This is a genomic window from Pseudomonas sp. v388, from assembly GCF_003935425.1.
Lineage (GTDB): Bacteria > Pseudomonadota > Gammaproteobacteria > Pseudomonadales > Pseudomonadaceae > Aquipseudomonas.
Window position 1 is genome coordinate 324,905 of the sequence record NZ_RHQN01000006.1, and the last position, 26,766, is coordinate 351,670.

Consider the following 26,766-nt stretch of genomic DNA (forward strand, 5'->3'; position numbering starts at 1 on the left):
TTTCGACCACTCTGCCGTGTTAAGGTCTGCATCTGTCGGTAATCCTCCTGGACCCAAGCATGCCTTCTTGTTTTACCCAGCGCCCGCAGTTGCGCCAACTCCTCGCCGCTTCCAGCCTGATCGTCCTGGTAGCCTGCGCAGAAAAACCCACTGCCGCTGACGCCACGCCCCTCCAAGCCAACAAACCGCCAGCGGTGACCCCGGTCGCGGCGCCCACGCCGACCCTGATCGTCGATGAAAACCTGTCGATCCAGCCCGCCGTCAGCTTCGCCGAGTGGCAAGCCAACTTCCGCAACCAGGCGTTGAAGGCCGGTATCCGCGCCGATGTGTTCGACCGGGCGTTTGCCGGTGTCACGCCGGACATGAGCGTGATCAAGGCCGACCGCAGCCAGCCGGAATTCAGTCGGCCGGTCTGGGAATACCTCGACGGTGCGATTTCCGCAGCACGAGTGCGTAAAGGCCAGGCACTGCTGTCGGAGTATGCCGACGATCTGCAGAAGATCGAGCAGCAGTACGGTGTAGATCGGCAGACACTGGTCGCGGTGTGGGGAATGGAAAGCAATTTCGGCAGCCTTCAGGGTTCGCAATCGGTAATCCGCTCCCTGGCCACGCTGGCCTATGAAGGTCGGCGTCCGGGTTTTGCACAGAGCCAATTGCTGGCCGCCCTGGAAATCCTCCAGCAAGGTGATATCACGCCGGACAAGATGCTTGGCTCTTGGGCAGGCGCCATGGGGCAGACCCAGTTCATTCCCACCACCTACAACACCCACGCCGTAGACTTCAACGGCGATGGCCGCCGTGATATCTGGACCACGCCTGCCGACGCCCTGGCCTCCACGGCTCACTACCTGCAAAGCTCAGGCTGGCAGCGTGGTCAGCCATGGGGCCTGGAAGTGGTACTCGGTTCCGGCTTCGATTACGCCCTGGCGGATGCGACCACCCGCAAGAGCCTGGCCGAATGGCAACAGCTTGGCCTGAAACAGCCCGACGGCTCGGCAATTCCGGTTGCCGCCACCCAGCAGCAAGCGACGTTGCTCCTGCCAGCGGGTTATCGCGGTCCGGCATTCCTGGTGCTGGATAATTTCCGCGCCGTCCTCAAGTACAACAACTCGACGTCTTACGCATTGGCGATCAGCCTGCTGTCCGATCGGTTCAAGGGTGCCGGTTATGTCGTCGGCAGCTGGCCGCGCACAGACGCGCCGCTAAGCCGCTCTGAGCGCATCGAACTGCAAACCCTGCTCTCGGCCCGCCAATACGATGCCGGCGCTCCTGACGGCATCATCGGCGCCAATACGCGCAAGGCAATCCGCAGCGCGCAGCAGTCACTGGGCTGGCCGGCGGATGGCTACCCGACTCATGAGCTGTTGAAGCAGTTGCGGCAGCCGTAAAGGCGCATTGAATCTGTGGGAGGGAGCGTCAGCTCGCGATTGCTGTCAGCCAGACGACGCAGCATAGGCATACCGACGCCGTCGCGAGCTAGCGCTCCCTCCCACAAACGCCAAAAAGCCTTGAGCGCTTCAAAATAAAAAACGGGCCGGATAGTGATATCCGGCCCGTTTTCATGTGCAGCGCAAGCGTTGGATCAGACCAGGCTGGCCTTGGCGATCTTGGCCTGTTCGTCGGCGTGGTAGGACGAACGCACCAGCGGGCCGGACGCGACGTTCTTGAAGCCCATCCGGTAGCCTTCTTCGGCGAACCAGGCGAAGGTGTCCGGGTGCACGAAGCGCTGCACCGGCAGGTGGTTGCGCGACGGCTGCAGGTACTGGCCCAGCGTCAGCATGTCGATGTCGTGCTCACGCATGCGCTGCATGACCTCGATCACCTCGTCGTCGGTCTCGCCCAGGCCCAGCATCAAGCCGGACTTGGTCGGTACGTGAGGCACCATCTGCTTGAAGCGTTGCAGCAGGGTCAGCGACCACTGGTAGTCCGAACCCGGGCGCGCGGCCTTGTACAGGCGCGGCACGGTTTCCAGGTTGTGGTTGAAGACATCCGGCGGCTCGGCAGCGGTGAACTCCAGTGCAACGTCCATGCGGCCACGGTAGTCCGGAACCAGCGTTTCGAGCTGCACGCCCGGCGACAAGGCGCGGATTTCACGGATGCAGTCGGCGAAATGCTGGGCACCGCCATCACGCAGGTCGTCGCGGTCAACCGAGGTGATGACCACGTACTTGAGACGCAGGTCGGCGATGGCCACTGCCAGATTCTTCGGCTCGTCGGTGTCCAGGGCTTTCGGACGACCATGACCCACGTCGCAGAACGGGCAGCGACGGGTGCAGATGTCACCCATGATCATGAACGTGGCGGTGCCGCCGGAGAAGCATTCGCCCAGGTTCGGGCAGGATGCCTCTTCGCAGACGCTGTGCAGCTTGTGCTTGCGCAGCAACTGCTTGATGCGGTCGACTTCCGGGGACACCGGAATCCGCACCCGGATCCAGTCGGGCTTTTTCGGCAGATCGACGGTCGGAATGATCTTCACCGGGATGCGCGCGACTTTTTCCGCACCGCGCAGCTTCACGCCGGCTTCGACTTTCGGACGGGCCTTTCGCTCGGAAACGTCGAGCGTCGGGATCAGGGTTTGCACGGTGTCAGTCATGAGAATGTATTCCGCCCGTAAGGGTCGCCTGCTCAGCGTAGTCGAGGTGGTTGACGAGCTGCGCACGCAGCCGGGCACTTACCTCGGAAAATTCTATCTGCCCTGCATGATCGCGAAGCTGGGTCATTGCCAGCCCGGCGTAGCCACAGGGGTTGATCCGGTGAAACGGTGCCAGGTCCATGTCGACATTGAGCGCCAGACCGTGAAACGAGCAACCGTTTCGAATGCGCAGGCCGAGCGACGCGATCTTCGCGCCGTCGACATAGACGCCGGGCGCGTCGGCCTTGGCCGCCGCCGTTACGCCGTAACTGGCCAGCACGGCGATCAAGGCGTTCTCCATCCGGGTAACCAGATCACGAACGCCGAAACCCAGGCGCCTGACGTCCAGCATCAGGTACGCCACCAACTGGCCCGGGCCATGATAGGTCACTTGGCCGCCACGATCGACCTGTACGACGGGAATATCACCCGGCAGCAGTAAATGTTCCGCCTTGCCGGACTGCCCCTGGGTGAAAACCGACGGGTGCTGGACCAGCCAGATCTCATCCGCCGCTTCCCTGCCACGCTCGTCGGTAAACCGCTGCATGGCATGCCAGACAGGTTCGTAATCCAGCAAGCCGAGATCACGAAAGCCCAGAACCTGGGCCATCAAAGCACCATGTGCACGACGCCGGTTGCGCGAAGGGCACTGTTGATATCGCGCAGCTGATCTTCGCCAGTGGCGACGATGTGCAGCTGCACGGTGGTGTATTTGCCATTGCTGCTCTGGCGCTCGGCCAGGGTGGCGATGTCGATCCGGGCGTACTTGCTCAGGATCTCGATCACGGCAGCGGTGAAGCCCACGCTGGTGTCACCGATCACTTTGATCGGGTAGTCATCGCAGGGAAATTCGATTTTGTGCGACTTGACGTCGGTATCTGTCATGGCAGTAAAGGTCTCACAAGCCGTGACGACGGACACGCGACCTGCTCAGATCATGAGCGGGCCGCGAGAAGGTCGGCATTGATTACTAGAAAGTCAGTTGAACAAGCCGTAGAAGAACAGGCGAATGCTATCCCACAGGCGGCGGAAAATACCACCTTCTTCAACCGGCTCCAGTGCGATGAGGTTGGCAGTGTGAACCACTTTCTCCTCCAGCTTCACTTCCACCTTGCCGATCACGTCGCCCTTGGCGATAGGTGCGGTCAGTTGCGGGTTCATGGTCATGCTGGCCGAGAGCTTCTTCATCTCGCCTTTGGGCATGGTCATGCTCAGGTCTTCGGCCAGACCGGCCTTGACCTGACGGGTGGTACCTTTCCAGACCGGAGCCTGGGCCAGTTCGGTGCCCTTCTGATAGAAGTTCTGGGTTTCGAAGAAACGGAAACCGTAAGTCAGCAACTTCTGGGTCTCGGCCGCACGAGCCTGCTCACTGTTGGTGCCGAACACGACCGCGATCAGACGCATGCCGTCACGTACCGCTGAAGAAACCATGCAGTAGCCGGCCTCTTCGGTGTGGCCGGTTTTCAGACCATCAACGGTCTTGTCGCGCCACAACAGCAGGTTGCGGTTGGGTTGCTTGATGCCGTTCCAGAAGAACTCCTTCTGCGAGTAGATCGCATAGTGAGCCGGGTCTTCATGAATGATGGCGCGTGCCAGCTTGGCCATGTCATGGGCCGACGAGTAGTGCTCCGGGTTCGGCAGGCCGGTCGGATTCATGAAGTGGCTGTTGGTCAGGCCCAGGTCTGCGGCCGTCTTGTTCATCATGTCGGCGAAGGCGTCTTCGCTGCCGGCGATGTGCTCGGCGACCGCGACGCTGGCGTCGTTGCCCGACTGGATGATGATGCCGTGCAGCAGGTCGCTGACCGTGACCTGGCTGCCGACCTTGATGAACATCCGCGAACCACCGGTACGCCAGGCGTTCTCGCTGACCGTGACCGGATCGTTTTCACCGATCTGGCCGCGACGGATTTCCAGGGTCGCGATGTAGGCGGTCATCAGCTTGGTCAGGCTCGCGGGAGCCAGACGCTGGTCACCGTTGTTCTCGACCAGAACGTTGCCGCTGGTGGCGTCCATCAGTACGTAGGACTTGGCAGCCAGTTGCGGGGCCGCCGGCGTCATTTGTTCTACGGCCCAGGCGCTGGGGGCGATGACCAGTGGCACAAGCAGGCACAAACGTTTTGCAAAGGTGGTGATGTTCATCCGTCTCTCGAAATTGCTAATGGGCAAACATGCCCTTGCGGGCAAAACTGAACAGGCCGGCGAAGCGCGGGACTCCGGTACGGCTTACGGCGCCAGGCTATGGCCCTGGCTGACAGGATCGCCTGTCCGACACACGATCCTGTGAGCGTTCGTCCGCAGCGCTTGCTCTGCTGGCAAGTGCGCGCTGCCGTCGACCGCTGCCGCCTCTCATCGTTGCCGAGAGGCGGTTATTGAACGTAACGGTTACTGATCCGACGTCACGACGCTGGGCTGACCAAGATTGGCCGACCTGACGCTGTCCTGCAATTGCTGGGCTTCACCCTGCGTGTCGATCGGCCCCAGGCGCACTCGATAGAGTGTCTGCTGGTTGCGCGCGATCGAGCTGACGAACACCGGTGCCCGAACCATCCCGCTCAGCTTGGATCTCAGGAGTTCCGCAGCGTCCGGGTTGGCGAACGCTCCCACCTGGAGAAACAGCCCAGCGGCTGATCCTGAAACGTTTTTTTTTGCCTCGACCTGCAACGGGGCGGCCGGGGCCGCATGCTGCTGGGGCGGCGGAGTGTACTGTTCGACGGTGCCGGTCGACGCGCTGATTGCCGGGGCCGAAGCCTGCGCCACCTGCGGCTGATTAAGCAGCAACGGCGCCGGACGGCCGCGTTGTGCCCACCATTCCTGCGGATCGATCCCTTCGACCTTGACCCGCGCCGTGCCGCTTTCGGCATACCCGAGTTTCTTGGCGGCCGCGTAGGACAAGTCGATGATGCGGTCGGAGTAGAACGGCCCACGGTCATTGACACGCAGGATCACGGTCCGGTTGTTGTCCAGGTTGGTGACTTTCACATAGCTGGGCAGCGGCAGCGTCTTGTGCGCCGCGCTCATGCCGTACAGATCGTACACCTCGCCGTTGGCGGTGTTCTGGCCGTGGAATTTGGTGCCATACCAGGATGCGGTGCCCGAAGCGACGTAGCGCTTGGATTCACTCATCGGGAAGTAGGTCTTGCCCAGCACGGTGTAGGGGTTGGCCTTGTAGGCGCCGGTGTGCAGGGTCGGCGTCGCGTCGGGGATGCGCGATACGTCAACGTCCCACCACGGCGCGCCGTCCTTGTGGGCACGGTTGATATCCAGCCCCGGCGTGGCACGCACCACGGGCCCGGCTTTGCCCGGCTGGGTGGTGCGCGAAGGCGACGAACAACTGGCGACCAGCAGCGCAAGCCCGGTCACGGCCAGCAATTTAAGGGTTTTAACGATCGGCACTGCCCGCATTACTTGACGCCTCGAGCTTGAACCAACGATTCAGACAGCTGATACACGGCCATGGCGTACATCACACTGCGGTTATAACGGGTGATTGCATAAAAATTGTTCAATCCCATCCAGTATTCGGAGCCGCTCGCCCCTTCCAGGCGAAACGCCGTGACAGGCAAGCCGGCGGGCAGCGCATCATGACTCGCCCAGCCCAGCGCCCGCAACTCCCCAACCGACATAACCGGGTCCAGACCAGGGCTCAAACCCTGGTCGACCTGCTCGCCACTGGCCGAGGCGCGGCTGACCACCTGCTCTCCAGCCACCCAGCCGTGGCGCTTGAAGTAGCTGGCAACGCTGCCGATGGCGTCGTCGGGATCGGTCCAGATGTTGATATGGCCGTCACCGTCGAAATCGACCGCATAGGCGCGAAAGCTGCTCGGCATGAACTGTGGCAGGCCCATGGCCCCGGCGTAGGAGCCTTTGAGCGTCAGAGGGTCCAGCTGCTGCTCGCGGGCGAGCAGGAGGAATTCGCGCAGTTCCTTGCGGAAGAAAGGAGCGCGCGGCGGATAGTCGAAGCCCAATGTGGACAGCGCGTCCATGACCCGATAGTTGCCGGTATTGCGCCCGAAGAAGGTTTCAACGCCGATGATCGAGACAATGATCTGCGCCGGCACGCCATATTCCTGCTCCGCACGCGCCAGCGCCGCCTCGTGCTGACGCCAGAAATCCACACCACGCGCAATGCGGGCGTCGGTGATGAACATGGGGCGATAGTCTTTCCACTGCTTGACCCGTTCTGCGGGGCGGGAAATCGCATCGAGAATGGCCTGCTTGCGCTCGACCTCACGGAACACGTCCATCAGCTGCTCACCGGCAAAGCCATAGTCGCGGGTCATTTCCCCGACGAATTCGGCCACCTGCGGCGAGCCTTCGTAATCGCCGGCCACCGCCTCCTGCACTGATCCAAGGATGCCCACCAGGCCGACCACCGGAGCATATCGAGCCCAGTTGCGCATTGCTTGCATTGAGTAGTTCACCTTAATCAAACCTGAGCGATCCATTTACGATGTGTATGGATCGACATCAAAACCCCAAACGCTGACAGCAGCGTCACGAGCGAAGTTCCGCCATAGCTAATGAAGGGCAGCGGCACGCCCACGACCGGCAGCAGGCCACTGACCATACCGATGTTGACGAAAACATAAACAAAAAACGTCATGGTCAGAGCGCCGGCCAGCAACTTGCCGAACAGCGTCTGCGCCTGGGCGGTGATCACCAGCCCGCGCCCGATCAGCAGCAGGTAAATGATCAGCAGCGCACAGATGCCCACCAGTCCGAACTCTTCACCCAGCACCGCAATAATGAAGTCGGTGTGGCTTTCCGGCAGAAAGTCCAGGTGCGACTGAGTGCCCAGCAGCCAGCCCTTGCCGAAGACCCCGCCCGAACCGATGGCGGCCTTGGACTGGATGATGTTCCAGCCGGTGCCCAGCGGATCGCTCTCCGGATCAAGGAAGGTCAGTACCCGCTGCTTCTGGTAGTCGTGCATGAAGAAGAACCACATCAGCACGGCAGCCGGCACGGCAGCGGCCAGTACGCTGATGATCCAGCGCCAGCGCAAACCGGCCATGAACAGCACGAAGGCGCCCGACGCCAGGATCAGCAGTGAGGTGCCCAGGTCCGGCTGGCGGACAATCAGCACGAACGGCACACCGATCAGCGCCAGACTGACCGCAACATGCTTGAGATCGGGCGGCAGCGTGCGCTTGGACAAGTACCAGGCAATGGTCGCCGGCATGATGATCTTGAGAAATTCCGAAGGCTGGAAACGAATCACGCCGGGAATGTTGATCCAGCGGGTCGCCCCCATGGCGTTGTGGCCCATGACGTCCACCACCACCAGCAACAGCACGCCGATGACATACAGCACCGGCACCCAGCGGGCCATGAAGCGCGGCTCGAACTGGGCGATGATCACCATCGCCACCATGCCGATGCCGAACGAGCTGGCCTGCTTGAGCAGCAAGTCCCAGTTCTTGCCGCTGGCCGAATACAGCACGAACAGGCTGCCGGCCGCCAGAGTCAGCAGCAGGATCAGCAGCGGGCCGTCGATATGGATGCGCTGCAGGAACGTTGCGCGGCGGCGCATCACGTCTTCACTGGACAGGACGCGGTCAAAACTACTCTTCACGGGCCGCAGCCTCCAGATTGAGGGAACCGGCGTACTCAGGCTTGAGCGCGCCATTCTCGTCGAGCAGCCAGGCGTCCAGCACCTGGCGAACCACCGGTGCCGCAACGCCGGAGCCGGATTCACCGTTCTCGACCATCACCGCGACGACGATCTTGGGGTTGTCCGCCGGTGCGAAGCCCACGAACAAGGCGTGGTCGCGGTGGCGTTCCTGAACCTTGGTGCGGTCGTATTTCTCACCCTGCTTGATCGCCACGACCTGCGCGGTACCACTTTTCCCGGCGATCCGGTATTGCGCACCGATAGCCGCCTTGCGCGCCGTACCGCGCGCGCCGTGCATGACTTCCTGCATGCCGTGGTTGACCCGCGCCCAGTTGGCCGGATCGCGCAGGATGATGTCCGGCATCGGGTTCTCATCCACAGGGGACTTGCCTTCGATGCTCTTGGCAAGGTGCGGGCGGTTCCACTTGCCCTTGCTCGCCACCAGCGCGGTGGCCTGCGCCAGCTGAAGCGGCGTAGCCTGCATGTAGCCCTGGCCGATACCCAGAATCAGGGTCTCGCCGGGGAACCACGCCTGACGGCGGGTCGCACGCTTCCAGTCCCGCGACGGCATCAGGCCGGGCGATTCTTCGAACATGTCCAGCGACACCTTTTGTCCCAGGCCGAACTTGTTCATGTAGCCGGCCAGCCGGTCGATGCCCAGCTTGTGGGCCAGATCGTAGAAGTAGGTGTCGTTGGAACGCATGATCGCGGTGTCCAGATCAACCCAGCCGTCGCCGCTGCGGTTCCAGTTGCGGTATTTGTGATCGTAGTTGGGCAACTGGTAGAAGCCGGGGTCGAAGACTCGTGAGCCGGGCGTGACGACACCGGCATCAAGGCCGGCGATGGCGACGGCGGGCTTGATGGTCGAGCCCGGCGGATACAGGCCACGCAGGATACGGTTGAACAGCGGCCGGTCGATGGAATCGCGCAATTCGGCGTAGGCCTTGAAGCTGATGCCGGTGACGAACAGATTCGGATCGAAGCTTGGCGCGCTGACCATCGCCAGCACCTCGCCGGTGGCCGGGTCCAGCGCCACGACGGCACCCCGACGCCCGGCGAGCGCGGCCTCGGCCGCTTCCTGCAATTTGATGTCCAGGCTCAGGACGATGTCCTTGCCCGGTACCGGATCGGTGCGCTTGAGCACGCGCAGTACGCGGCCGCGGGCGTTGGTCTCGACTTCCTCGTAACCCACCTGACCATGCAGCTCGGCCTCGTAGAAACGCTCGATGCCGGTCTTGCCAATGTGGTGAGTACCGCTGTAGGCCACCGGGTCCAGCGACTTGAGCTCTTTCTCGTTGATGCGCCCCATGTAACCCACCGAGTGCGCAAAGTGCGGCCCCTGCGGATAGTGACGCACCAGCTGGGCGACCACTTCCACGCCGGGCAGCCGGAACTGGTTCACTGCAATCAGCGCGATCTGTTCTTCGGTCAGCTCGAACAGGATGGGTACCGGCTCGAACGGCCTGCGCCCCTGTTTCATGCGCTTTTCGAAAATCACCCGGTCGTCAGGGGTGAGTTGCAGCACTTCGACGATGGTGTCGAGCACCTTGGACCACTCGCCAGAACGCTCGCGGGTCACGCTGAGGCTGAAACTGGGCCGGTTGTCCGCCACCACTACGCCGTTGCGGTCGAAGATCAGTCCGCGGCTAGGCGGGATCGGCTGAACGTGGACCCGGTTGTTCTCGGAGAGAGTGGAATGGTAGTCGTACTGGATTACCTGCAGCAGATACAGCCGGGCAATCAGCACGCACACCAGAAACATGATCGCCACGGCACCGACCACGACCCGTCCGCGCACCAGGCGTGCGTCTTTCTCGTGGTCTTTGAGACGGATCGGTTGAGACATTTAGGCCGTATTCACAATAAAAGCGATGCTACTTGTGATAAGGGTGCCCGGACAGGACCGTCCAGGCGCGATACATCTGTTCGCCGATCAGGATACGCACCAAGGGATGCGGCAAGGTCAGCGGCGACAGCGACCAGCGCTGCTCGCTGCGGGCACACACTTCCGGCGCCAGCCCTTCGGGGCCGCCGACCATCAGGTTGACCGTGCGCGCATCCAGCCGCCAGCGATCGAGTTCGACCGCCAGCTGCTCGGTGCTCCAGGGCTTGCCGTGCACTTCGAGGGTGACGATCCGCTCGCCCGGCTGCACTTTGGCCAGCATGGCTTCGCCTTCCTGACGGATGAAGCGGGCCACGTCGGCGTTCTTGCCACGCGTGTTGAGCGGAATTTCCACGAGTTCCAGGGCAAGCTCCGATGGCATCCGCTTGGCATATTCATGCCAGCCTTCTTCCACCCACTTGGGCATACGGGACCCGACGGCGATCAGACGCAAACGCACAGTAATGCCTTATTCGTGACCCGGGGTGTGATGCGCAGCGCTGGCGGCGCGGCTTTGCTCGGCGCCCTGCCACAGACGCTCCAGGTCATAGAACTGGCGTGCGGCGGCGGTCATCACGTGCACGACCACATCGCCCAGGTCCAGCAGAACCCAGTCGCTGTCGCCCTTGCCTTCTTCGCTCAACGGCATCAGGCCAGCAGCCTTGACCTTCTCGCGAACGTTGTCGACCAGTGCGTTGAGCTGGCGGTTGGAAGTACCGGTGCAGATCAGCATGTAGTCGGCGATGCTGGTTTTCTCGCGAACGTCGATGGCCAGGATATCGGCACCCTTGACATCTTCCAGGGCAGCTGTTGCCAGCGCGACGACTTCTTCACTACTCATTTTTTGCTTTGTCATAAAAAACTCATTCAGCTCATATGTGTGGAAACGCCCAAACGCTTATTGATCAAAGCTGTTTCAGGACGCTCCATCGGTGTTCGGCGCACGGTAAAACCCGTGCACTTCGATATAGGCCAGTACCGCGTCTGGCACCAGAAAACGTACCGACTTCCCGCTGGCCAGCAGTTGACGGATCTGGGTGGCAGACACCGCTAACGGGGTCTGCCAGACGAATGTAATGTGTCCGCCCGGCCCTTTCAGGGCCTTCGGATCGCTGACTGCGCGTGCCGCCAGCAGGTTGCGCATGGCATCCGGCGACTCGCTGTCTGCGTCCGGGCGCTGCAGCACCACGATATGGCAGTGCTCCAGCAATTCTTCCCATCGATGCCAGCCTGGAAGCCCGCAAAAGGCGTCCCAACCCAGCAACAGGAACAGTTGATCATGCGCGGCCAGTTCGGCGCGCATCGATTCCAGTGTGTCGATGGTATACGAAGGCTTGTCGCGCTTCAGCTCACGGTCATCCACCGTCAACGGTGCAACGCCCGCAACGGCGCAACGCACCATTGCCAGACGATCCAGCGCGGTCACTCCCGGCAGATCACGATGCGGCGGCCGGGCGCTGGGCATCAGGCGCAACTCATCGAGTTCAAGCAGTTCGGCCACTTCCAGCGCACCGCGCAAATGGCCGATGTGGACCGGATCGAACGTGCCCCCGAGCATGCCGATACGTCTGGGCACCGCTGCAATGGGCTTGCTCAAGTCAGGCTTGCCCGCGCAATTGGCCATCACCGATCACGATGTACTTCTCGCACGTCAAACCTTCCAGGCCGACCGGGCCACGGGCGTGCAGCTTATCAGTCGAGATGCCGATCTCGGCACCCAATCCGTATTCGAAGCCGTCGGCAAAGCAGGTCGGCGCATTGACCATGACCGAACTGGAGTCGACCTCGGCCATGAAACGCCGAACCTGGCCCTGGTGATCCGAAACGATGGCGTCGCTGTGATGCGAGCCGTAATGGTTGATGTGTTCGATGGCGTCATCGAGGCCGGTCACCACGCGAATCGACAGGATCGCCGCCAGATACTCGGTGTGCCAGTCCTCTTCGGTGGCGGCAACGGCTTCGATCAGCTCGCGGGTACGCTCGCAGCCACGCAGCTCGACCCCCTTTTCACGGAAGCGGGCAGCCATCGGCGGCAGGAAGTCGGCGGCGACGGTCTGGTCGACCAGCAGCGTTTCCATGGCGCCGCATATCCCATAGCGGTAAGTCTTGGCGTTGAACGCGATGTCCTGCGCCTTGGCCAGATCCGCATGGGCACTGACGTAGACATGGCAGATGCCGTCCAGATGTTTGATGACCGGCACGCGGGCGTCACGGCTGACGCGTTCGATCAGCCCTTTGCCGCCGCGCGGAACGATCACGTCCACGTATTCGGGCATGGTGATCAGCGCGCCGACCGCCGCACGGTCGACCGTCTCGACCACCTGCACCACCGCAGCGGGCAACCCGGCTTCGGCCAGGCCGCGCTCGATGCAGGCGGCAATCGCACGATTGGAGTGAATGGCCTCGGAGCCGCCGCGCAGAATGGTCGCGTTGCCCGATTTCAGACACAGGCTGGCGGCATCGATGGTCACGTTCGGACGCGATTCGTAGATGATGCCGACAACGCCCAACGGCACGCGCATCTTGCCGACCTGAATACCCGATGGCCGATAGCTCATGTCGCGAATGGCGCCGACCGGGTCGGGCAAGCCGGCAACCTGACGCAACCCGACGATCATGCTGTCGATCCGTGCGGGGGTCAGGGCCAGGCGTTCGAGCATGGCGGGTTCGAGCCCGTTGGCGCGACCGTTGGCCAAATCCTGTTCGTTGGCCGCGGACAGTTCGGCGCGGGCGGCGTCCAGCGCAGCGGCAGTGGCCTGCAGGGCGCGGTTTTTCTGCGCTGTACTCGCACGACCGATCACCCGCGAGGCTTCGCGAGCGGCGCGACCCAGGCGGGTCATGTAGTCAAGAACGGACTCAGTCATGGTCTCAGAGGTCTTGGCGGAGAGGAAAGCGGCCGATTATAGCGGTCCGGCCGCCCGAACGACAGCGCAGACAGGCGGATGGTCGATAACAGTCCAGGTTTCCCACCAAACAGTTGCGGGAGCGGACCCGTCCGCGAAGAGGTCGGTACAGTCGATATGTGTGTGTCGCCTGGCAATACGTCTTCGCGGACAAGCGGAGCGCCGCCCGGTCCGCTCCCACAGGGCCTGCGCAATGATCATGGCGGTGCCGCCACAGACGCACCGTCATTTCCAGAAACAAGAAAATGCCGTGGCCCGACACATTCAGCTGCAATTAACACAACGCTTGTTATGATCTGCGGCCTTCCACTTTCTTATGCCAGCCCATGCACTCAGCTCTTCCCGACAGTTTCTTCCACCGTGACGCTCAGGTACTGGCTCGCGACCTGCTCGGCAAAGTGATTCGCCACAAGGTCGGTGAGTTGTGGCTGGCGGCTCGCATCATCGAAACCGAAGCGTACTACCTGGCGGACAAAGGCAGTCATGCGTCGCTGGGCTATACCGAAAAGCGCAAGGCGCTGTTCCTCGAAGGCGGCCATATCTACATGTACTACGCCCGGGGCGGTGATTCGCTGAACTTCAGCGCCGAAGGCCCGGGCAATGCCGTGCTGATCAAATCCGCCTTTCCCTGGGTCGACGCCCTGAGTGACGAGAACGCGCTGGCGCAAATGCAGCTGAACAATCCCGATGCCAGTGGAGCGGTTCGCGCGCCGGAACGCTTGTGCGCCGGGCAAACGTTGCTGTGCAAGGCACTGGGCCTGAAAGTCCCGATGTGGGACGCCAAGCGTTTCGACCCTCAGCGAATACGGGTCGAGGATGTTGGCCAGACGCCTGAGCGTGTCATCCAGACCACTCGCCTGGGTATTCCAGTCGGGCGTGACGAGCATCTGCTGTATCGATTCGTCGACGCCGAATATGCCCGTTTCTGTACACGGAACCCTCTCAGACGCGGCCAGGTCGAAGGCCGCGATTATCTATTTCTTGAACAAGGAAGCTGACCCATGGGCGAATGGCTCTCGGGCATTACCGGCTGGCTGACCGCGAACCCGTCATGGGTCGCCGTGGCGATTTTTGTGGTGGCGTTCGTCGAGTGCGTGGCCATCGTCGGCATCATCGTACCGGGCACCGTCGTCATGTTCGCCATCGCTGCATTGGCCGGCAGCGGCATTTTGCCGTTGAGCGAGGTTCTGCTGCTGGGATTCCTGGGCGGTCTGCTCGGCGATGCGGTGTCGTACTTCCTGGGCAGGCGCTTCCACCAGAACATTCGGCAATTGCCAGGCTTGCGCTCGCATCCGGAATGGATGACCGGAGCCGAAGCCTACTTTCACCGCTATGGCATCGCCAGCCTGCTGGTCGGACGTTTCATCGGTCCGTTGCGGCCCATGTTGCCGATGATCGCCGGCATGTGCGACATGCCGTTCCCGCGTTTCGCCGCCGTGAGTGTGATTGCCGCAGCGGGCTGGTCGATCGCCTATCTGTTGCCCGGCTGGGCTGCGGGCGCGGCGATTCGCCTGCCACTGCCGGAAGGTTTCTGGAGCGAGGCGGCGGTGGTCGGTGCAGGTCTGGCCCTGCTGCTGGGCCTGAGCATCCAGAGCAGCATGCGCAAGAAACGCTACGCCACCAAGGTGATCGCTGTGCTCAGTCTGGTCATAGTGGGCGCGCTGTTTGCCGGCTGGCCGTACCTGGCGGATTTCGATCAAGGCTTGATGACGCTGGTCCAGGAGCATCGCAGCGAAGCGGCGCACAACATCGTGATTCTGGTGACCAGTATTGGTGACTTCAAGGCGCAGCTGCTGGCCGCCGGCGTGCTGATTCTTGCGCTGCTGATCGCCCGCCAATGGCGGCACGCCGCATTCGCGCTCGCCACGACGCTGGGTACGGCGATGGCCAACGGTACGCTCAAGGCTCTCTTTGCCCGGGCGCGCCCGGACGTGCTGGTCGAACCGCTGACCACCTACAGCATGCCCAGTGGCCACAGCTCCGCGGCCTTCGCGCTGTTCATGACCCTGGCGGTGCTCGCCGGTCGTGGGCAACCGGTTCGCCTGCGCCTGACCTGGATGCTGGTGGGTGGAATCCCGGCCCTGTCCATTGCGCTGTCGCGCGTCTACCTGGGCGTGCACTGGCCGACCGATATTCTGGCCGGGATGGTCCTGGCATTCTGTCTGTGTGCCACCAGCCTGGCGGTCATTCAGTACCGGCAGCCGCTGCCGGCAATGTCGGCCAAGGTCTGGTGGCTGGTCGTGCCGTTACTGACCGCGCTGTTTGGTGCCTTCGCGGTCAACGCCATGTCCCATGGCCTGGTGCTCTATCAGTATTTACCGCGCGGTTGAGGATCAGGCCTGCAGGTCACCCTGCATTTCGTCGAGCAACTCCTGAATGGCGTCCAGACGTTCTTCAGGATCGTCGATCTCCAGCAGCTCGATCTTGTCCTGTTCAGTGAACGGCAACAGGTAAGCCAACTGATTGGACAGCGACTGCTGGCCCTCGGCGCTGACGCCCATATTCAATGAGGCGACCATGGGATGTTCGGCGAGCGCTTCGAGCAGCGCGACCAGATCGGCATCTTCTTCCTGCAACGGGCGCTCATGAGGTTCTTCGAGCCATTGAACCTGCGCCACCAGCAGGTGATCGCGCTGCACTTCGGTGCTCAGCACCCGGAAACGCCGCCCGCCCACCACGCGAATGCCGAGCAGGCCGTTGTCCTGCTGCTGGAAATCGCGCACCAGTGCTTCGCAGCCGATCAGTGAGTAGCCGCCCGGCACCACGCCCACTTCGCTGCCTTCGGTGATGCACACCACGCCGAACCCCTCGCCCTGTTTCATGCAGCGGCCGATCATGTCCAGATAGCGCGCCTCGAAAAGTTGCAGGTCAAGCACGCATCCTGGAAAAAGCACAGCGTTGAGTGGAAACAGAGGCAACGTCATAAAAAGTACCCTTAAACGGTCAAAGACACAGCCAACGGCAGGAACAGCGCGGTCGCCACGCCCATCAGGCTCATCGCCAGCGCCGCGAACGCTCCCGCTTCCTCACCTTCCTGCAAAGCCACCGAAGTGCCTACCGCGTGCGCGGTCAGGCCCAGCGCCATACCCCGGGCTGCGTGATGGGTCACGCCGGCCAGTGACAACAGGCCGGGCCCGAATATCGCACCGAATACGCCCGTGATCAGCACGAACACCGCGGCCAGGGCCGCAACGCCGCCGATCTGCTGGGCCACCAGCATGGCAATCGGCGAGGTCACGGACTTGGGCGCCATGGTCATCAGGATCATTTGATCGGCCCCGAACAACAGGCCCAGCGCCACGCAAAGCCCCGTCGCAAACACTCCGCCAATCACCAGCGTAGTTAAGGTTGGCCACAGCAACTGGCGAATCCGCCGCAAATTCAGATAAAGCGGTACGGCCAGGGCAACGGTCGCAGGCCCCAGCAGTACGCCCAGAATCTCGGTACTGCTGCGATATTCGACATAATCGAGGCCACATGCGAGCAGGATCGCGATCACCACCAGCATCGAGACCAGTACCGGTTGCAGAAACAGCCAGCGAGTCTTTTCGTATGCCGCCATGGCCAGCTGATAAGCGCCCAAAGTGATGGCGATGCCGAACAGCGGGTGATGGATCACCGACATCCAGGCGCCATGCCAGTCCAGGGTCATGAGCGCTCCCCGCGACGCGATTGGCGCTCGATCAGTTTCTGCATCAGCCAGCCTGCGAAGGTCACCGAGATCATCAACGACAAGGCCAGGGTGCCGAAGATGGCCCAGAAGTCTTCGGCGATCGCTGCGGCCCAGACCATCACGCCCACGGCGGGCGGCACCAGCAGCAGCGGCAGGTAACGCAGCAGGCTGGTGGCGGCCAGGCTGACCGGCTCGCTCACTTCGCCGCGCAGCATCAGATAACCCAGCAGAAATACCAGACCGATGATCGGCCCCGGAAGCATCGACAAGAACAGATGGTTGAGCGCCGTTCCCAGCAACTGGAACAGCACCAGCCATGTCAGACCCCGTAGCAACATGAGAACTCCAGCGAAATGAACGGACCGGATAAAACAGCGCGCATTATAAACACGCCGCGCCAAGGGTCATGAGCAGGTATTCGCGCGCTCCAGGCGCCTTGACCAACCTCCAACCCTCTGCTGATCTTCAGTTCGCTCGGGCAGGCAACGCTCTGCTCGGGCCAGGCATCATGTGAAACAACAAGACGACAAGGAGAGTGATATGCCTTTTGTACCTGCTACAGAGCTTGCGCACTATGTCGGCAAGGAACTGGGATGTTCCGACTGGCTGACCATCGATCAAGAACGCATCAATCTGTTCGCCGAAGCCACCGGCGACCATCAGTTCATTCATGTCGACCCCGAACAGGCTGCAAAAACGCCCTTCGGTGGCACCATCGCCCACGGTTTTCTCTCGCTGTCGCTGATCCCCAAACTGATGGAGGATCTGCTGGTACTGCCTGAAGGCCTGAAAATGGCGGTCAACTATGGCCTGGACAGTGTGCGTTTCGTCCAGCCGGTCAAGGTGAATTCGCGGGTCCGACTCAAGGTCGAGCTGGGCGACGTGACCGAGAAGAAACCTGGTCAGTGGCTGCTCAAAGTCATCGCCACCCTGGAAATCGAAGGCGAGGAAAAGCCGGCGTTCGTGGCGGAACCGCTGTCCCTTTGCTTCGTGTAACGCCCACCTGACACGAAACAGTCGTAACAGACTGTTTCGTCCCGCTTACTCGCTGCGGCATACTTCCCTACGGCTGAACGAACCCGCCATTGCCGGGGTGTCTCACGCTGATCAACTCATTCCGGGACCCTACATGCGCGCGCTCGCTTCTCTGGCTCTGACCCTCCTGCTCGCCGGTTGCGGCGACAGTGAATCCCTGTTGCCTCCCGATGGACTGCTCGCCGATGGCGGACGCTATCGCGGCGACCTGGTCAATGGGATGCTGCAAGGCCAAGGCCGGATCGATTACCCCAACGGCAGCTGGTACGCAGGGGAATTCGAGCGCGGTCAGCGGCAGGGCCGTGGCGAGTGGCACGCCAGTAATGGCGACATCTACATCGGCGGTTTCGAGAACGGCCTGTTCCACGGCCAGGGCAAATTCACCAACCGTGCGGGCGGCAGTTACGTCGGCGGTTTCAAGCTGGGACGACGCGACGGCGAAGGCACGCTCAAGGAAACCGGCGTGCTGTATCGCGGCCAGTTCAAGGACGGCCTGTACCATGGCCCCGGCCGCCTCGAACTGGCGGACGGCAGCCAGCACCAGGGGCAATTCGCCAACGGACAGCCCAACGGTGAAGGTGTGCGCAGCGATGCCAACGGCAATTCCTACAGCGGCAGATTCGTCGACGGCCAGTTGCAAGGTATCGGCAGCTTCAGCAGCGCCGAGGGCGACCAGTATGTCGGCGGCTTCCGCAACAACCAGATCGACGGCAAAGGCCGCTACGAGAACAGCGACGGCGACGTCTGGAGCGGAGAGTTCAAGGAAGGTGCGCTGACCGGAGCAGGCGAGTTGATTGGCGCCGATGGCAGCCGTTATCAGGGTCGCTTCGCCAACGGGCAGTTCATGGGCGAAGGCCATCTGCAGTTGCCCGACGGCAGTCGTTACGAAGGTGAGTTTGCCAACGACACTTATCATGGAAACGGCACGCTGACGGCCGCCGATGGCAGCGTGCAGAAAGGCGTCTGGGTCAACGGACAGCGGGTACGTGACGCCAAGGGCAAACTGTTGCCGGACCCGCTGGAAACCGGCCTTCTCGCCCAAGGCCCCTTGCTGGACAAAGCCTTGCAAGCGGTGCCGGCTTCGTCGCCCGCCCCCGAACTCTACAGCCTGGTGGTGGCCGGTGACGGCAAGCAGAGCGTGTTTCTGCGCGAAGCCGACTACGTCAGCGATCTGCTGGCGACCCGCTTCGGCGCCCACGGGCAAATCGTCCTGACCAACCACCGCGACCACATGGATGATCGCCCGCTGGCGACCCGCGAAACCATCAGCCGCGCGGTCCAGACCCTGGCCCAGCGCACCGGACCTGAAGACCTGGTGTTCATCTACCTGACCAGCCACGGCACTGAAGAGCACGAACTGGTGCTCGATCAACCACGGCTCTCCCTTGCCGATCTTTCCACGGACGCGCTGGCCGACGCCCTTGCGCCGCTCAAGAAGCGGGACAAGATCGTGGTGATCTCTGCCTGCTACTCCGGAGGCTTTATCCCCAACCTCAAGGACGAGCGAACCGTGGTCATCACGGCCTCGCGGGCGGACCGGGTGTCGTTCGGTTGTTCCGAGGAAGCGGACTTCACTTACTTTGGCGATGCACTATTCAGCAGGGCACTGGTCGAAACCGATGACTTGCAGCAGGCTTTCAGCAGCGCCAAGGCGTATGTGGCGCAACGCGAGCAAGAAGATAACTTCGAAGCCTCCGAGCCACAGATATGGGCGCCCGACGGGGTGCTCGCACGCTGGCAACTGTTGCGCAAGAATCAGGCTGAGCGCGCGCTGAACACGACGTTGACTCGCAAGGAAGCGAAGTCCTCGACCAGCCGCTAGGCTGTTCAGTATCAAGGGAGAAACACTATGTACTTGACGCCACAACACATCCTGCTCGCAGGAGCCACGGGACTCACGGGCGAACATCTGCTGGATCGCCTGCTCAACGAACCTACCGTCAGCCGTGTGCTGGCGCCCACTCGGCGGCCGCTGGCCGAACATCCTCATCTGGAAAACCCGGTGGGCGATCTACCGGCACTGCTGCCGTCGCTGGGCGGCCAGGTCGATATCGCATTCTGCTGCCTGGGCACCACCATCAAGCAGGCGGGCTCTCAAGAAGCATTCAAGGCGGTGGACCTTGACCTGGTGGTGGCATTCGGCAAGCGTGCGCGTGAGCTCGGCGCCCGCCATCTGCTGGTGATCAGCGCGGTGAATGCGGACCCGGACTCCAGCGTGTTCTATAGCCGCGTCAAAGGCGAAATGGAGCTGGCCTTGCAAGCGCAGGACTGGCCGCAACTGACCCTGGCGCGCCCTTCCCTGCTGGTCGGCAACCGCCCCGAAACCCGCTGGGCCGAACAACTGGCCGCGCCGATCGCCAAACTGATTCCCGGTAAATATGGCGCCATCGAAGCCTGCCAGCTGGCCCGCGCCCTGTGGCGGCTGGCGCTGGAAGAACAGGACGGCGTGCGGGTTGTGGAGTCCGATGAGTTGAGGAAGTTGGGGAAGTAGCGCCTTGCGTTCTACCTCTGTCGCGAACAAGCGCGCTCCTACAACCCGCCCTGCGCCTGGAACCCGACCCCTGCTGCGGTCAATAACGAAAGCGGCAGCAGCAGGGTATCGAGCAACGCACTGCCCGGCAGGTCTAGACCGGGATAGCGCGGCGCTTGCGCACCGAAGCGGTCCATCGCGCAGCAACCGCCTTCGATCGCATACCAATCCAGCCGCGTACCGGCGTAGACCACCGGCGCGCCGGGCTTGCCGGCATTCAGCGTTCTGACCGTGGCACAGCCGGTCATGGTTAACGCCAGCACCAATACCAGAACCCTAGTCATTGCTGCCCATATGATGCTCGCCCCAACGCGGCAACATGTCCTGTGGAATGTCGAGCAGGTTGAGAATCCGCGCGACCACGAAATCCACCAGATCATCGATGGTCTGCGGCTGATGATAGAAACCGGGCGAAGCCGGCAGGATTACCGCCCCCATGTTCGACAGCTTGAGCATGTTCTCCAGGTGGATGCTGGAAAACGGCGCCTCGCGCGGCACCAGAATCAGCTGGCGACGTTCCTTCAAGGTCACATCGGCGGCGCGTTCGATCAGGTTGTTGCAAGCGCCTGAGGCAATGGCCGACAGCGTTCCGGTGGAACACGGCACGACCACCATGGCGCTGGGCGAACCGGAGCCGGAGGCCACTGGCGACATCCAGTCATCGCGACCGTACACACGAATCTGCCCGGCCGACGCGCCGGTGTATTCGGTGAGAAACGCCTGCAGCATGGTTGGCTTGGGCGGCAGGCGCACGTCGGTTTCCGTTGCCACCACCAGTTGGGCGGCCTTGGAAATCAGAAAATGCACTTCCCGGTCTTCGCGCACCAGGCAATCGAGCAGCCGCAAACCATACTGCGCGCCGGACGCGCCGGTCATGGCCAGGGTAATGCGCTCCGGACCGCTCATTGCAGCGCCTCGGCCAGCTTGCCGTGCAGGCCGCCGAAGCCGCCGTTGCTCATGATCACGATGTGCGTGCCGGGCTGCGCCTGGCTCTGGACGCGAGCGATGATGCCTTCCAGGGAATCGCAGACCACTGCCGGCACGCTGCATTCGGCTGCGGTCGCACCCAGATCCCAGCCCAGATTGGCCGGTGCGTACCAGACCACCTGATCCGCCTGACGCACGCTTTCCGGCAAACCGTCGCGGTGGGCACCGAGCTTCATGGAGTTGGAACGCGGCTCGATCACGGCGATGATCGGCGCATCGCCGACTTTCTTGCGCAACCCGTCCAGCGTGGTAGCAATGGCCGTCGGGTGGTGAGCGAAGTCGTCATAGAGGGTGATGCCGCGCACTTGCGCGACTTTTTCCATGCGCCGCTTGACGCTCTTGAACGCGCTCAAGGCCTGGACGCCCAAGGCCGGCACCACGCCGACGTGGCGAGCCGCAGCCAGGGTTGCCAGGGCGTTGGCGACGTTGTGCTGGCCGGTCATGTCCCACTCGACCACCCCATGAACCTCGCCTTCGAAAATCACTTCGAAGCGCGATCCGTCTTCGCTCAACAGCCGCGCTTGCCACTGGCCGCCCTGGCCGGTGGTTTGCACCGGCGTCCAGCACCCCATATCGATGACCCGTGACAGCGCAGGCTCGGTAGTCGGATGAATCACCAGACCTTCACTGGGGATGGTGCGAACCAGATGGTGGAACTGGCGCTCGATGGCCGGCAGGTCCGGGAAGATATCCGCGTGGTCGAATTCGAGGTTGTTGAGAATCGCGGTGCGCGGGCGGTAGTGCACGAACTTGGAGCGCTTGTCGAAAAACGCGCTGTCGTACTCGTCGGCCTCGACCACGAAGAACGGGGTATCGCCCAGACGGGCCGACACGGCAAAGTTCTGCGGCACGCCACCGATCAGAAAGCCGGGGCTCATGCCCGCGTGCTCCAGCACCCAGGCCAGCATGCTGCTGGTGGTGGTCTTGCCGTGGGTACCGGCAACCGCCAACACCCAGCGTCCCTGCAATACGTGGTCAGCCAGCCATTGCGGACCGGAGACATAAGGCAGGCCCTTGTTCAGGACATATTCCACCGCCGGGTTGCCGCGCGACAGCGCATTGCCGATCACGATCAGATCCGGTGCCGGGTCGAGCTGCGCCGGATCGTAGCCCTGGGTCAACTCGATGCCCTGCGCTTGCAGCTGGGTGCTCATCGGTGGGTAGACGTTGGCGTCGGAGCCTGTGACCCGATGCCCCAGCGCTTTGGCGAGCACCGCCAGCGAACCCATGAATGTGCCGCAGATACCAAGGATATGAATATGCATGACTACCTCTTAGAACATGCGCGCAGGTTAGCTCAGGGACAGTGAAATGGCACCCGGTGTTTGTCCGGAAATCATTGCAGGATGCCGAAGCGGCCAGACGCCTGAGGCTAAAGTTCAAGCGTCGGGAAACCCATAAATGACCTACGCTTGAGTATTCCCTGCCGAATCTGAAACGCGAGAACGATACAGACTCCCTCCACCAACAAGAATCAGGAGACATCACCATGCGTTACGCACATCCCGGTACCGAAGGCGCTATCGTCAATTTCAAGGAGCGCTACGGTAACTACATCGGCGGCGAATTCGTCGCCCCGGTCAAAGGCGAATACTTCACCAATACCTCGCCGGTCAACGGCAAGCCGATTGCCGAATTCCCCCGTTCCAGTGCCGAAGACATCGACAAGGCGCTGGACGCTGCCCACGCGGCAGCCGCGCAATGGGGTTCGACCTCGGCCCAGGCGCGCTCGCTGATCCTGCTGAAAATCGCCGACCGCATCGAAGCCAATCTGGAAACCCTGGCCATCACCGAGACCTGGGACAACGGCAAGGCGATTCGCGAAACCCTGAACGCCGACATTCCCCTGGCCGCCGACCACTTCCGCTACTTCGCCGGTGCCCTGCGCGCCCAGGAAGGCAGCGCCGCCGAGATCGACGGCAACACCGTGGCCTATCACATCCATGAGCCGCTGGGCGTGGTCGGCCAGATCATCCCGTGGAATTTCCCGATCCTGATGGCCGCGTGGAAACTTGCCCCGGCGCTGGCGGCGGGCAACTGCGTGGTGCTCAAGCCCGCTGAACAGACGCCGCTGGGCATCAGCGTGCTGGTTGAGCTTATCGGCGATCTGCTGCCGCCCGGCGTGTTGAACATCGTTCAGGGCTACGGCAAAGAGGCCGGTGAAGCGCTGGCCAGCAGCAAGCGCATCGCCAAGATTGCCTTCACCGGCTCGACGCCAGTGGGTTCGCACATCATGAAACTGGCGGCGGACAACATCATTCCGTCCACCGTGGAGCTGGGCGGCAAGTCACCGAACATTTTCTTTGAAGACATCATGAGCGCCGAGCCGGAGTTCATCGAAAAGGCCGCCGAAGGGCTGGTGCTGGCGTTCTTCAATCAAGGCGAAGTGTGCACCTGCCCTTCGCGGGCGCTGGTTCAGGAATCGATCTATCCGCAGTTCATGGAAGCGGTGATGGCCAAGATCGAGAAGATCAAGCGTGGCGACCCGCTGGACACCGACACCATGGTTGGCGCGCAAGCCTCGCAGCAACAATTCGACAAGATCCTCTCGTATCTGGACATCGCCAAAAATGAAGGCGCCGAATTGCTGACCGGCGGTAAGGTCGAGGCGCTGGAAGGCAATTTGGCCACCGGCTATTACATTCAGCCAACCCTGCTCAAGGGCAACAACAAGATGCGGGTGTTCCAGGAAGAAATCTTCGGCCCGGTGGTCAGCGTCACGACCTTCAGGGACGAAGCCGAAGCCCTGGCGATTGCCAATGACACTGAATTCGGCCTCGGCGCCGGCGTCTGGACCCGCGACATCAACCGCGCTTACCGCGTGGGCCGGGCAATCAAGGCTGGCCGCGTGTGGACCAATTGCTACCACCTCTACCCCGCGCATGCGGCGTTTGGCGGTTACAAAAAGTCCGGTGTCGGCCGCGAAACCCACAAGATCGCGCTGGAGCACTATCAACAGACCAAGAACCTGCTGGTGAGCTACGACATCAATCCGTTGGGGTTCTTCTAAGCTAACCCTGTAGGAGCGGAACCAGTGGGAGCGGACCGGGCGGCGATCCGCTTGTGCGCGAAGGGGCTTGGCTGACAAAACATGGGTCAGCTGAGCCGACCTCTTCGCGGACAAGCCCGCTCCCACGAGGGTATGGCGTACTAATTGCTTGCGTGAATGCCCATAAACCTTCATGGAGGATTTGAATGGCAAGCTTTTCCCGCGCAGTGGGTGTGCAAACCTACCGATTCGACAGCCTCAAGGATGTCATGGCCAAGGCCAGTCCCGCCCGCTCGGGCGACTTTCTGGCCGGCGTCGCAGCGCAGAGCGATGCTGAACGGGTTGCGGCGCAAATGGCGCTGGCCGATATTCCTCTCAAGCATTTCCTTCAGGAAGCCCTGATTCCGTATGAAAGCGACGAAGTCACCCGGCTGATTCTCGACACCCATGACGCCCAGGCATTCGCGCCGGTCAGCCACCTCACGGTAGGCGGTTTTCGCGACTGGCTGCTCAGCAACAGCGCGGACGAAGCCAGCCTGGGTGCTCTGGCGCCGGGCCTGACGCCGGAGATGGCTGCGGCGGTTTCCAAGATCATGCGTGTACAGGATCTGGTACTGGTCGCACAGAAAATCCGCGTCGTGACCAGCTTTCGCAACACCGTCGGCCTGCGCGGGCGCCTGTCGACGCGCTTGCAGCCCAATCATCCGACCGACGACCCGTCCGGCATCGCGGCCAGCATCCTCGATGGCCTGCTGTACGGGAACGGCGATGCCATGATCGGCATCAATCCCGCAACCGACAGCACCTCGTCGATCGTTGCGCTGCTGGAAATGCTCGACGCCATCGTTCAGCGTTATGAAATCCCGACTCAATCCTGCGTGCTGACCCACGTCACCACGTCCATCGAGGTCATCAATCGCGGCGTGCCGGTGGACCTGGTGTTCCAGTCGATCACCGGCACCGAAGCGGCAAACGCCAGTTTCGGCATCAATCTGCAACTGTTGCAGGAAGGCTATGATGCGGGCCTGAGCCTCAACCGCGGAACGTTGGGCCGCAACCTGATGTACTTCGAGACCGGCCAGGGCAGCGCGCTGTCGGCCAATGCCCATCACGGCGTGGATCAGCAGACCTGCGAGGCCCGCGCTTACGGTGTCGCGCGGCAGTTCAAACCGTTTCTGGTCAACACCGTGGTCGGCTTCATCGGCCCGGAATACCTGTACAACGGCAAGCAGATCATCCGCGCCGGCCTTGAAGATCATTTCTGCGGCAAGTTGCTGGGCGTGCCGATGGGTTGCGACATCTGCTACACCAACCATGCCGAAGCCGATCAGGACGACATGGACACGCTGCTGACGCTGCTGGGCGTGGCCGGGATTAACTTCATCATGGGCATTCCGGGCTCCGACGACATCATGCTCAATTACCAGACCACGTCCTTTCACGACGCGCTCTACGCGCGACAAACACTGGGCCTGCGAGCGGCACCCGAGTACGAGGCCTGGCTGGAAAAAATGGGCATCTTCACCCAGGCGGACGGCCATGTGCGCTTTGGCGACAGCCTGCCACCGGCCTTTCGCCAGGCGTTGGGGCATATCGCATGAGTGAAATTCCGGAAAACGACAACGACACCCTCGGCCTGCCCGCCAATCCGTGGCAGGCGTTGAGGCGCCTGACGCCCGCGCGCATCGCTCTGGGCCGTACCGGCACCAGCCTGCCGACCACCGCGCAACTGGACTTCCAGCTCGCCCACGCGCAAGCGCGTGACGCCGTGCATCTGGCATTCGATCACGCCGCAATCAGCGCGCAACTTGCAGAACAAGGTCAGGAAACCCTGCTGCTGCACAGTGCGGCAGCGGATCGCGACAATTATCTTCAGCGCCCCGATCTGGGGCGGCGCCTCAATGATGATTCCGCTCGCCAGCTGCGTGACCACGCCGACACCCACCCCGGTGGCTGCGATCTGGCCGTCGTCATCGCCGATGGGCTGTCCGCGCTGGCCGTGCACCGCCATGCCGTGCCGTTTCTCCTGCATGTGCGGGAACAGGCAGCGGCCGATGGCTGGAGCCTGTCCCCGATCGTGCTGGTCGAGCAGGGCCGGGTAGCGGTTGCCGATGAGGTCGGCCAGTTGCTGGGCGCCAGGATGGTGGTGATCCTGATTGGCGAACGGCCAGGCCTGAGTTCGCCCGACAGCCTGGGTCTATACTTCACCTACTCGCCCAAAGTGGGCCTGAACGATGCTCATCGCAACTGCATTTCCAACATCAGGCTGGAAGGCTTGAGCTACGCAATGGCCGCGCATCGTCTGCTGTATCTGATGCGTGAAGCCTGCCGCAGGCAGCTTTCCGGCGTACATCTCAAGGACGAAGCCGAAATGAAGACCATTGAACCGGACACCGCAGCCGTCAAAAAAGGAAATTTCCTGCTCAACGGGCCTGCCGACGTGCTTTAGATTGCGCTTTCTAACCCGGTCGGCCAGCATCGAATCGCCCGGCGCGCAGTGAACAGCCCCCATAGTGAAGTTGAG

The 26,766-nt window shown here is 62.2% G+C and carries 27 protein-coding genes; 9 read left to right on the plus strand and 18 right to left on the minus strand.

Annotated elements, in window-relative coordinates; translation table 11 throughout:
- The first annotated feature begins 59 nt into the window (after nucleotides 1-59).
- A complete protein-coding gene (locus EGJ27_RS16385) occupies nucleotides 60-1,388 on the plus strand; it encodes a lytic murein transglycosylase (protein ID WP_125831791.1) in 1,329 nt (442 codons plus the stop codon).
- Nucleotides 1,389-1,582: 194 nt separating this feature from the next.
- Here the strand turns inward: EGJ27_RS16385 and lipA are convergent, their stop codons facing one another.
- The 12 genes from lipA to EGJ27_RS16450 form a co-directional block, all read right to left on the minus strand.
- The gene (gene lipA / locus EGJ27_RS16390; protein ID WP_125831792.1) at nucleotides 1,583-2,593 is read right to left on the minus strand and encodes a lipoyl synthase; all 1,011 of its coding nucleotides are present in this window, start codon (nucleotides 2,591-2,593) and stop codon (nucleotides 1,583-1,585) included.
- The gene (lipB, locus tag EGJ27_RS16395; RefSeq protein ID WP_125831793.1) at nucleotides 2,586-3,242 is read right to left on the minus strand and encodes a lipoyl(octanoyl) transferase LipB; all 657 of its coding nucleotides are present in this window, start codon (nucleotides 3,240-3,242) and stop codon (nucleotides 2,586-2,588) included. The genes lipA and lipB overlap by 8 nt, the downstream gene beginning before the upstream one ends.
- Nucleotides 3,242-3,517, minus strand: a complete 276-nt coding sequence (locus EGJ27_RS16400; RefSeq protein WP_125831794.1) for a DUF493 domain-containing protein — start codon at nucleotides 3,515-3,517, stop codon at nucleotides 3,242-3,244. The genes lipB and EGJ27_RS16400 overlap by 1 nt, the downstream gene beginning before the upstream one ends.
- A 93-nt stretch (nucleotides 3,518-3,610) precedes the next feature.
- A complete protein-coding gene (locus EGJ27_RS16405) occupies nucleotides 3,611-4,771 on the minus strand; it encodes a D-alanyl-D-alanine carboxypeptidase family protein (RefSeq protein ID WP_125831795.1) in 1,161 nt (386 codons plus the stop codon).
- Nucleotides 4,772-5,014: 243 nt separating this feature from the next.
- The gene (locus EGJ27_RS16415; RefSeq protein WP_125831796.1) at nucleotides 5,015-6,034 is read right to left on the minus strand and encodes a septal ring lytic transglycosylase RlpA family protein; all 1,020 of its coding nucleotides are present in this window, start codon (nucleotides 6,032-6,034) and stop codon (nucleotides 5,015-5,017) included.
- Nucleotides 6,034-7,041, minus strand: coding sequence for a lytic murein transglycosylase B (gene mltB / locus EGJ27_RS16420; protein WP_125831797.1), 1,008 nt, complete (start codon nucleotides 7,039-7,041; stop codon nucleotides 6,034-6,036). The genes EGJ27_RS16415 and mltB overlap by 1 nt, the downstream gene beginning before the upstream one ends.
- Nucleotides 7,042-7,058: 17 nt before the next feature.
- On the minus strand, nucleotides 7,059-8,162 hold the full coding sequence (rodA, locus tag EGJ27_RS16425) for a rod shape-determining protein RodA (protein WP_177523049.1): 1,104 nt from the start codon (nucleotides 8,160-8,162) through the stop codon (nucleotides 7,059-7,061).
- 31 nt (nucleotides 8,163-8,193) lie between these two features.
- Entirely contained in the window at nucleotides 8,194-10,089 is a 1,896-nt protein-coding gene (gene mrdA, locus EGJ27_RS16430; RefSeq protein ID WP_125831799.1) for a penicillin-binding protein 2, read from the minus strand.
- 28 nt (nucleotides 10,090-10,117) lie between these two features.
- Nucleotides 10,118-10,585 (minus strand): 23S rRNA (pseudouridine(1915)-N(3))-methyltransferase RlmH, encoded by a 468-nt coding sequence (gene rlmH / locus EGJ27_RS16435; protein WP_002555336.1) that lies wholly within the window; start codon nucleotides 10,583-10,585, stop codon nucleotides 10,118-10,120.
- Between the two features lie 9 nt (nucleotides 10,586-10,594).
- Nucleotides 10,595-10,981: a ribosome silencing factor gene (gene rsfS, locus EGJ27_RS16440; RefSeq protein ID WP_125831800.1), complete on the minus strand. Its 387-nt coding sequence runs from the start codon at nucleotides 10,979-10,981 to the stop codon at nucleotides 10,595-10,597.
- 60 nt (nucleotides 10,982-11,041) lie between these two features.
- Nucleotides 11,042-11,701, minus strand: a complete 660-nt coding sequence (gene nadD, locus EGJ27_RS16445; RefSeq protein WP_177523050.1) for a nicotinate-nucleotide adenylyltransferase — start codon at nucleotides 11,699-11,701, stop codon at nucleotides 11,042-11,044.
- Between the two features lie 22 nt (nucleotides 11,702-11,723).
- A complete protein-coding gene (locus tag EGJ27_RS16450; RefSeq protein WP_125831801.1) occupies nucleotides 11,724-12,989 on the minus strand; it encodes a glutamate-5-semialdehyde dehydrogenase in 1,266 nt (421 codons plus the stop codon).
- A gap of 365 nt (nucleotides 12,990-13,354) precedes the next feature.
- Between EGJ27_RS16450 and EGJ27_RS16455 the strand changes: the two genes are divergently transcribed.
- Together EGJ27_RS16455 and EGJ27_RS16460 are read left to right on the plus strand one after the other, a co-directional pair.
- Complete coding sequence (locus EGJ27_RS16455) at nucleotides 13,355-14,026, plus strand: DNA-3-methyladenine glycosylase (protein ID WP_125831802.1); 672 nt, start codon at nucleotides 13,355-13,357, stop codon at nucleotides 14,024-14,026.
- 3 nt (nucleotides 14,027-14,029) lie between these two features.
- Nucleotides 14,030-15,358: a bifunctional DedA family/phosphatase PAP2 family protein gene (locus EGJ27_RS16460; RefSeq protein ID WP_125831803.1), complete on the plus strand. Its 1,329-nt coding sequence runs from the start codon at nucleotides 14,030-14,032 to the stop codon at nucleotides 15,356-15,358.
- A 3-nt stretch (nucleotides 15,359-15,361) separates the two neighbouring features.
- Here the strand turns inward: EGJ27_RS16460 and EGJ27_RS16465 are convergent, their stop codons facing one another.
- Genes EGJ27_RS16465 through EGJ27_RS16475 form a run of 3 tightly spaced genes read right to left on the minus strand, consistent with a single transcriptional unit; the run spans nucleotide 15,362 to nucleotide 17,039 of the window.
- On the minus strand, nucleotides 15,362-15,952 hold the full coding sequence (locus EGJ27_RS16465; RefSeq protein WP_125831804.1) for an LON peptidase substrate-binding domain-containing protein: 591 nt from the start codon (nucleotides 15,950-15,952) through the stop codon (nucleotides 15,362-15,364).
- Nucleotides 15,953-15,963: 11 nt separating this feature from the next.
- The gene (locus EGJ27_RS16470; protein WP_177523051.1) at nucleotides 15,964-16,674 is read right to left on the minus strand and encodes an LrgB family protein; all 711 of its coding nucleotides are present in this window, start codon (nucleotides 16,672-16,674) and stop codon (nucleotides 15,964-15,966) included.
- Between the two features lie 2 nt (nucleotides 16,675-16,676).
- Entirely contained in the window at nucleotides 16,677-17,039 is a 363-nt protein-coding gene (locus EGJ27_RS16475; protein ID WP_125831806.1) for a CidA/LrgA family protein, read from the minus strand.
- A gap of 202 nt (nucleotides 17,040-17,241) precedes the next feature.
- Here EGJ27_RS16475 and EGJ27_RS16480 point away from each other — a divergent pair, with 202 nt between their 5' ends.
- The 3 genes from EGJ27_RS16480 to EGJ27_RS16490 all read left to right on the plus strand — a co-directional run bounded on the left by EGJ27_RS16480 (nucleotide 17,242) and on the right by EGJ27_RS16490 (nucleotide 20,227).
- A complete protein-coding gene (locus EGJ27_RS16480) occupies nucleotides 17,242-17,697 on the plus strand; it encodes a MaoC family dehydratase (RefSeq protein WP_125831807.1) in 456 nt (151 codons plus the stop codon).
- A 133-nt stretch (nucleotides 17,698-17,830) separates the two neighbouring features.
- Nucleotides 17,831-19,558 (plus strand): C13 family peptidase, encoded by a 1,728-nt coding sequence (locus tag EGJ27_RS16485; protein ID WP_125831808.1) that lies wholly within the window; start codon nucleotides 17,831-17,833, stop codon nucleotides 19,556-19,558.
- 27 nt (nucleotides 19,559-19,585) lie between these two features.
- The gene (locus EGJ27_RS16490; RefSeq protein WP_125831809.1) at nucleotides 19,586-20,227 is read left to right on the plus strand and encodes an oxidoreductase; all 642 of its coding nucleotides are present in this window, start codon (nucleotides 19,586-19,588) and stop codon (nucleotides 20,225-20,227) included.
- Between the two features lie 38 nt (nucleotides 20,228-20,265).
- Here the strand turns inward: EGJ27_RS16490 and EGJ27_RS16495 are convergent, their stop codons facing one another.
- Genes EGJ27_RS16495 through mpl form a run of 3 tightly spaced genes read right to left on the minus strand, consistent with a single transcriptional unit; the run spans nucleotide 20,266 to nucleotide 22,518 of the window.
- Entirely contained in the window at nucleotides 20,266-20,550 is a 285-nt protein-coding gene (locus tag EGJ27_RS16495; RefSeq protein ID WP_125831810.1) for a YceK/YidQ family lipoprotein, read from the minus strand.
- Nucleotides 20,543-21,172: a flavin prenyltransferase UbiX gene (gene ubiX / locus EGJ27_RS16500; protein WP_125831811.1), complete on the minus strand. Its 630-nt coding sequence runs from the start codon at nucleotides 21,170-21,172 to the stop codon at nucleotides 20,543-20,545. The genes EGJ27_RS16495 and ubiX overlap by 8 nt, the downstream gene beginning before the upstream one ends.
- Nucleotides 21,169-22,518 carry a UDP-N-acetylmuramate:L-alanyl-gamma-D-glutamyl-meso-diaminopimelate ligase gene (gene mpl / locus EGJ27_RS16505; RefSeq protein ID WP_125831812.1) on the minus strand — a complete coding sequence of 450 codons (1,350 nt, stop codon included), beginning with the start codon at nucleotides 22,516-22,518 and terminating at the stop codon, nucleotides 21,169-21,171. Before mpl ends, ubiX begins: the two co-directional genes overlap by 4 nt.
- A 224-nt stretch (nucleotides 22,519-22,742) precedes the next feature.
- Between mpl and EGJ27_RS16510 the strand changes: the two genes are divergently transcribed.
- The 3 genes from EGJ27_RS16510 (at nucleotide 22,743) to eutC (ending at nucleotide 26,691) form a co-directional block, all read left to right on the plus strand.
- On the plus strand, nucleotides 22,743-24,263 hold the full coding sequence (locus EGJ27_RS16510; protein WP_125831813.1) for an aldehyde dehydrogenase family protein: 1,521 nt from the start codon (nucleotides 22,743-22,745) through the stop codon (nucleotides 24,261-24,263).
- Between the two features lie 185 nt (nucleotides 24,264-24,448).
- The gene (locus tag EGJ27_RS16515) at nucleotides 24,449-25,843 is read left to right on the plus strand and encodes an ethanolamine ammonia-lyase subunit EutB (protein WP_125831814.1); all 1,395 of its coding nucleotides are present in this window, start codon (nucleotides 24,449-24,451) and stop codon (nucleotides 25,841-25,843) included.
- The gene (gene eutC, locus EGJ27_RS16520) at nucleotides 25,840-26,691 is read left to right on the plus strand and encodes an ethanolamine ammonia-lyase subunit EutC (protein WP_125831815.1); all 852 of its coding nucleotides are present in this window, start codon (nucleotides 25,840-25,842) and stop codon (nucleotides 26,689-26,691) included. Before EGJ27_RS16515 ends, eutC begins: the two co-directional genes overlap by 4 nt.
- Nucleotides 26,692-26,766: the final 75 nt, after the last annotated feature.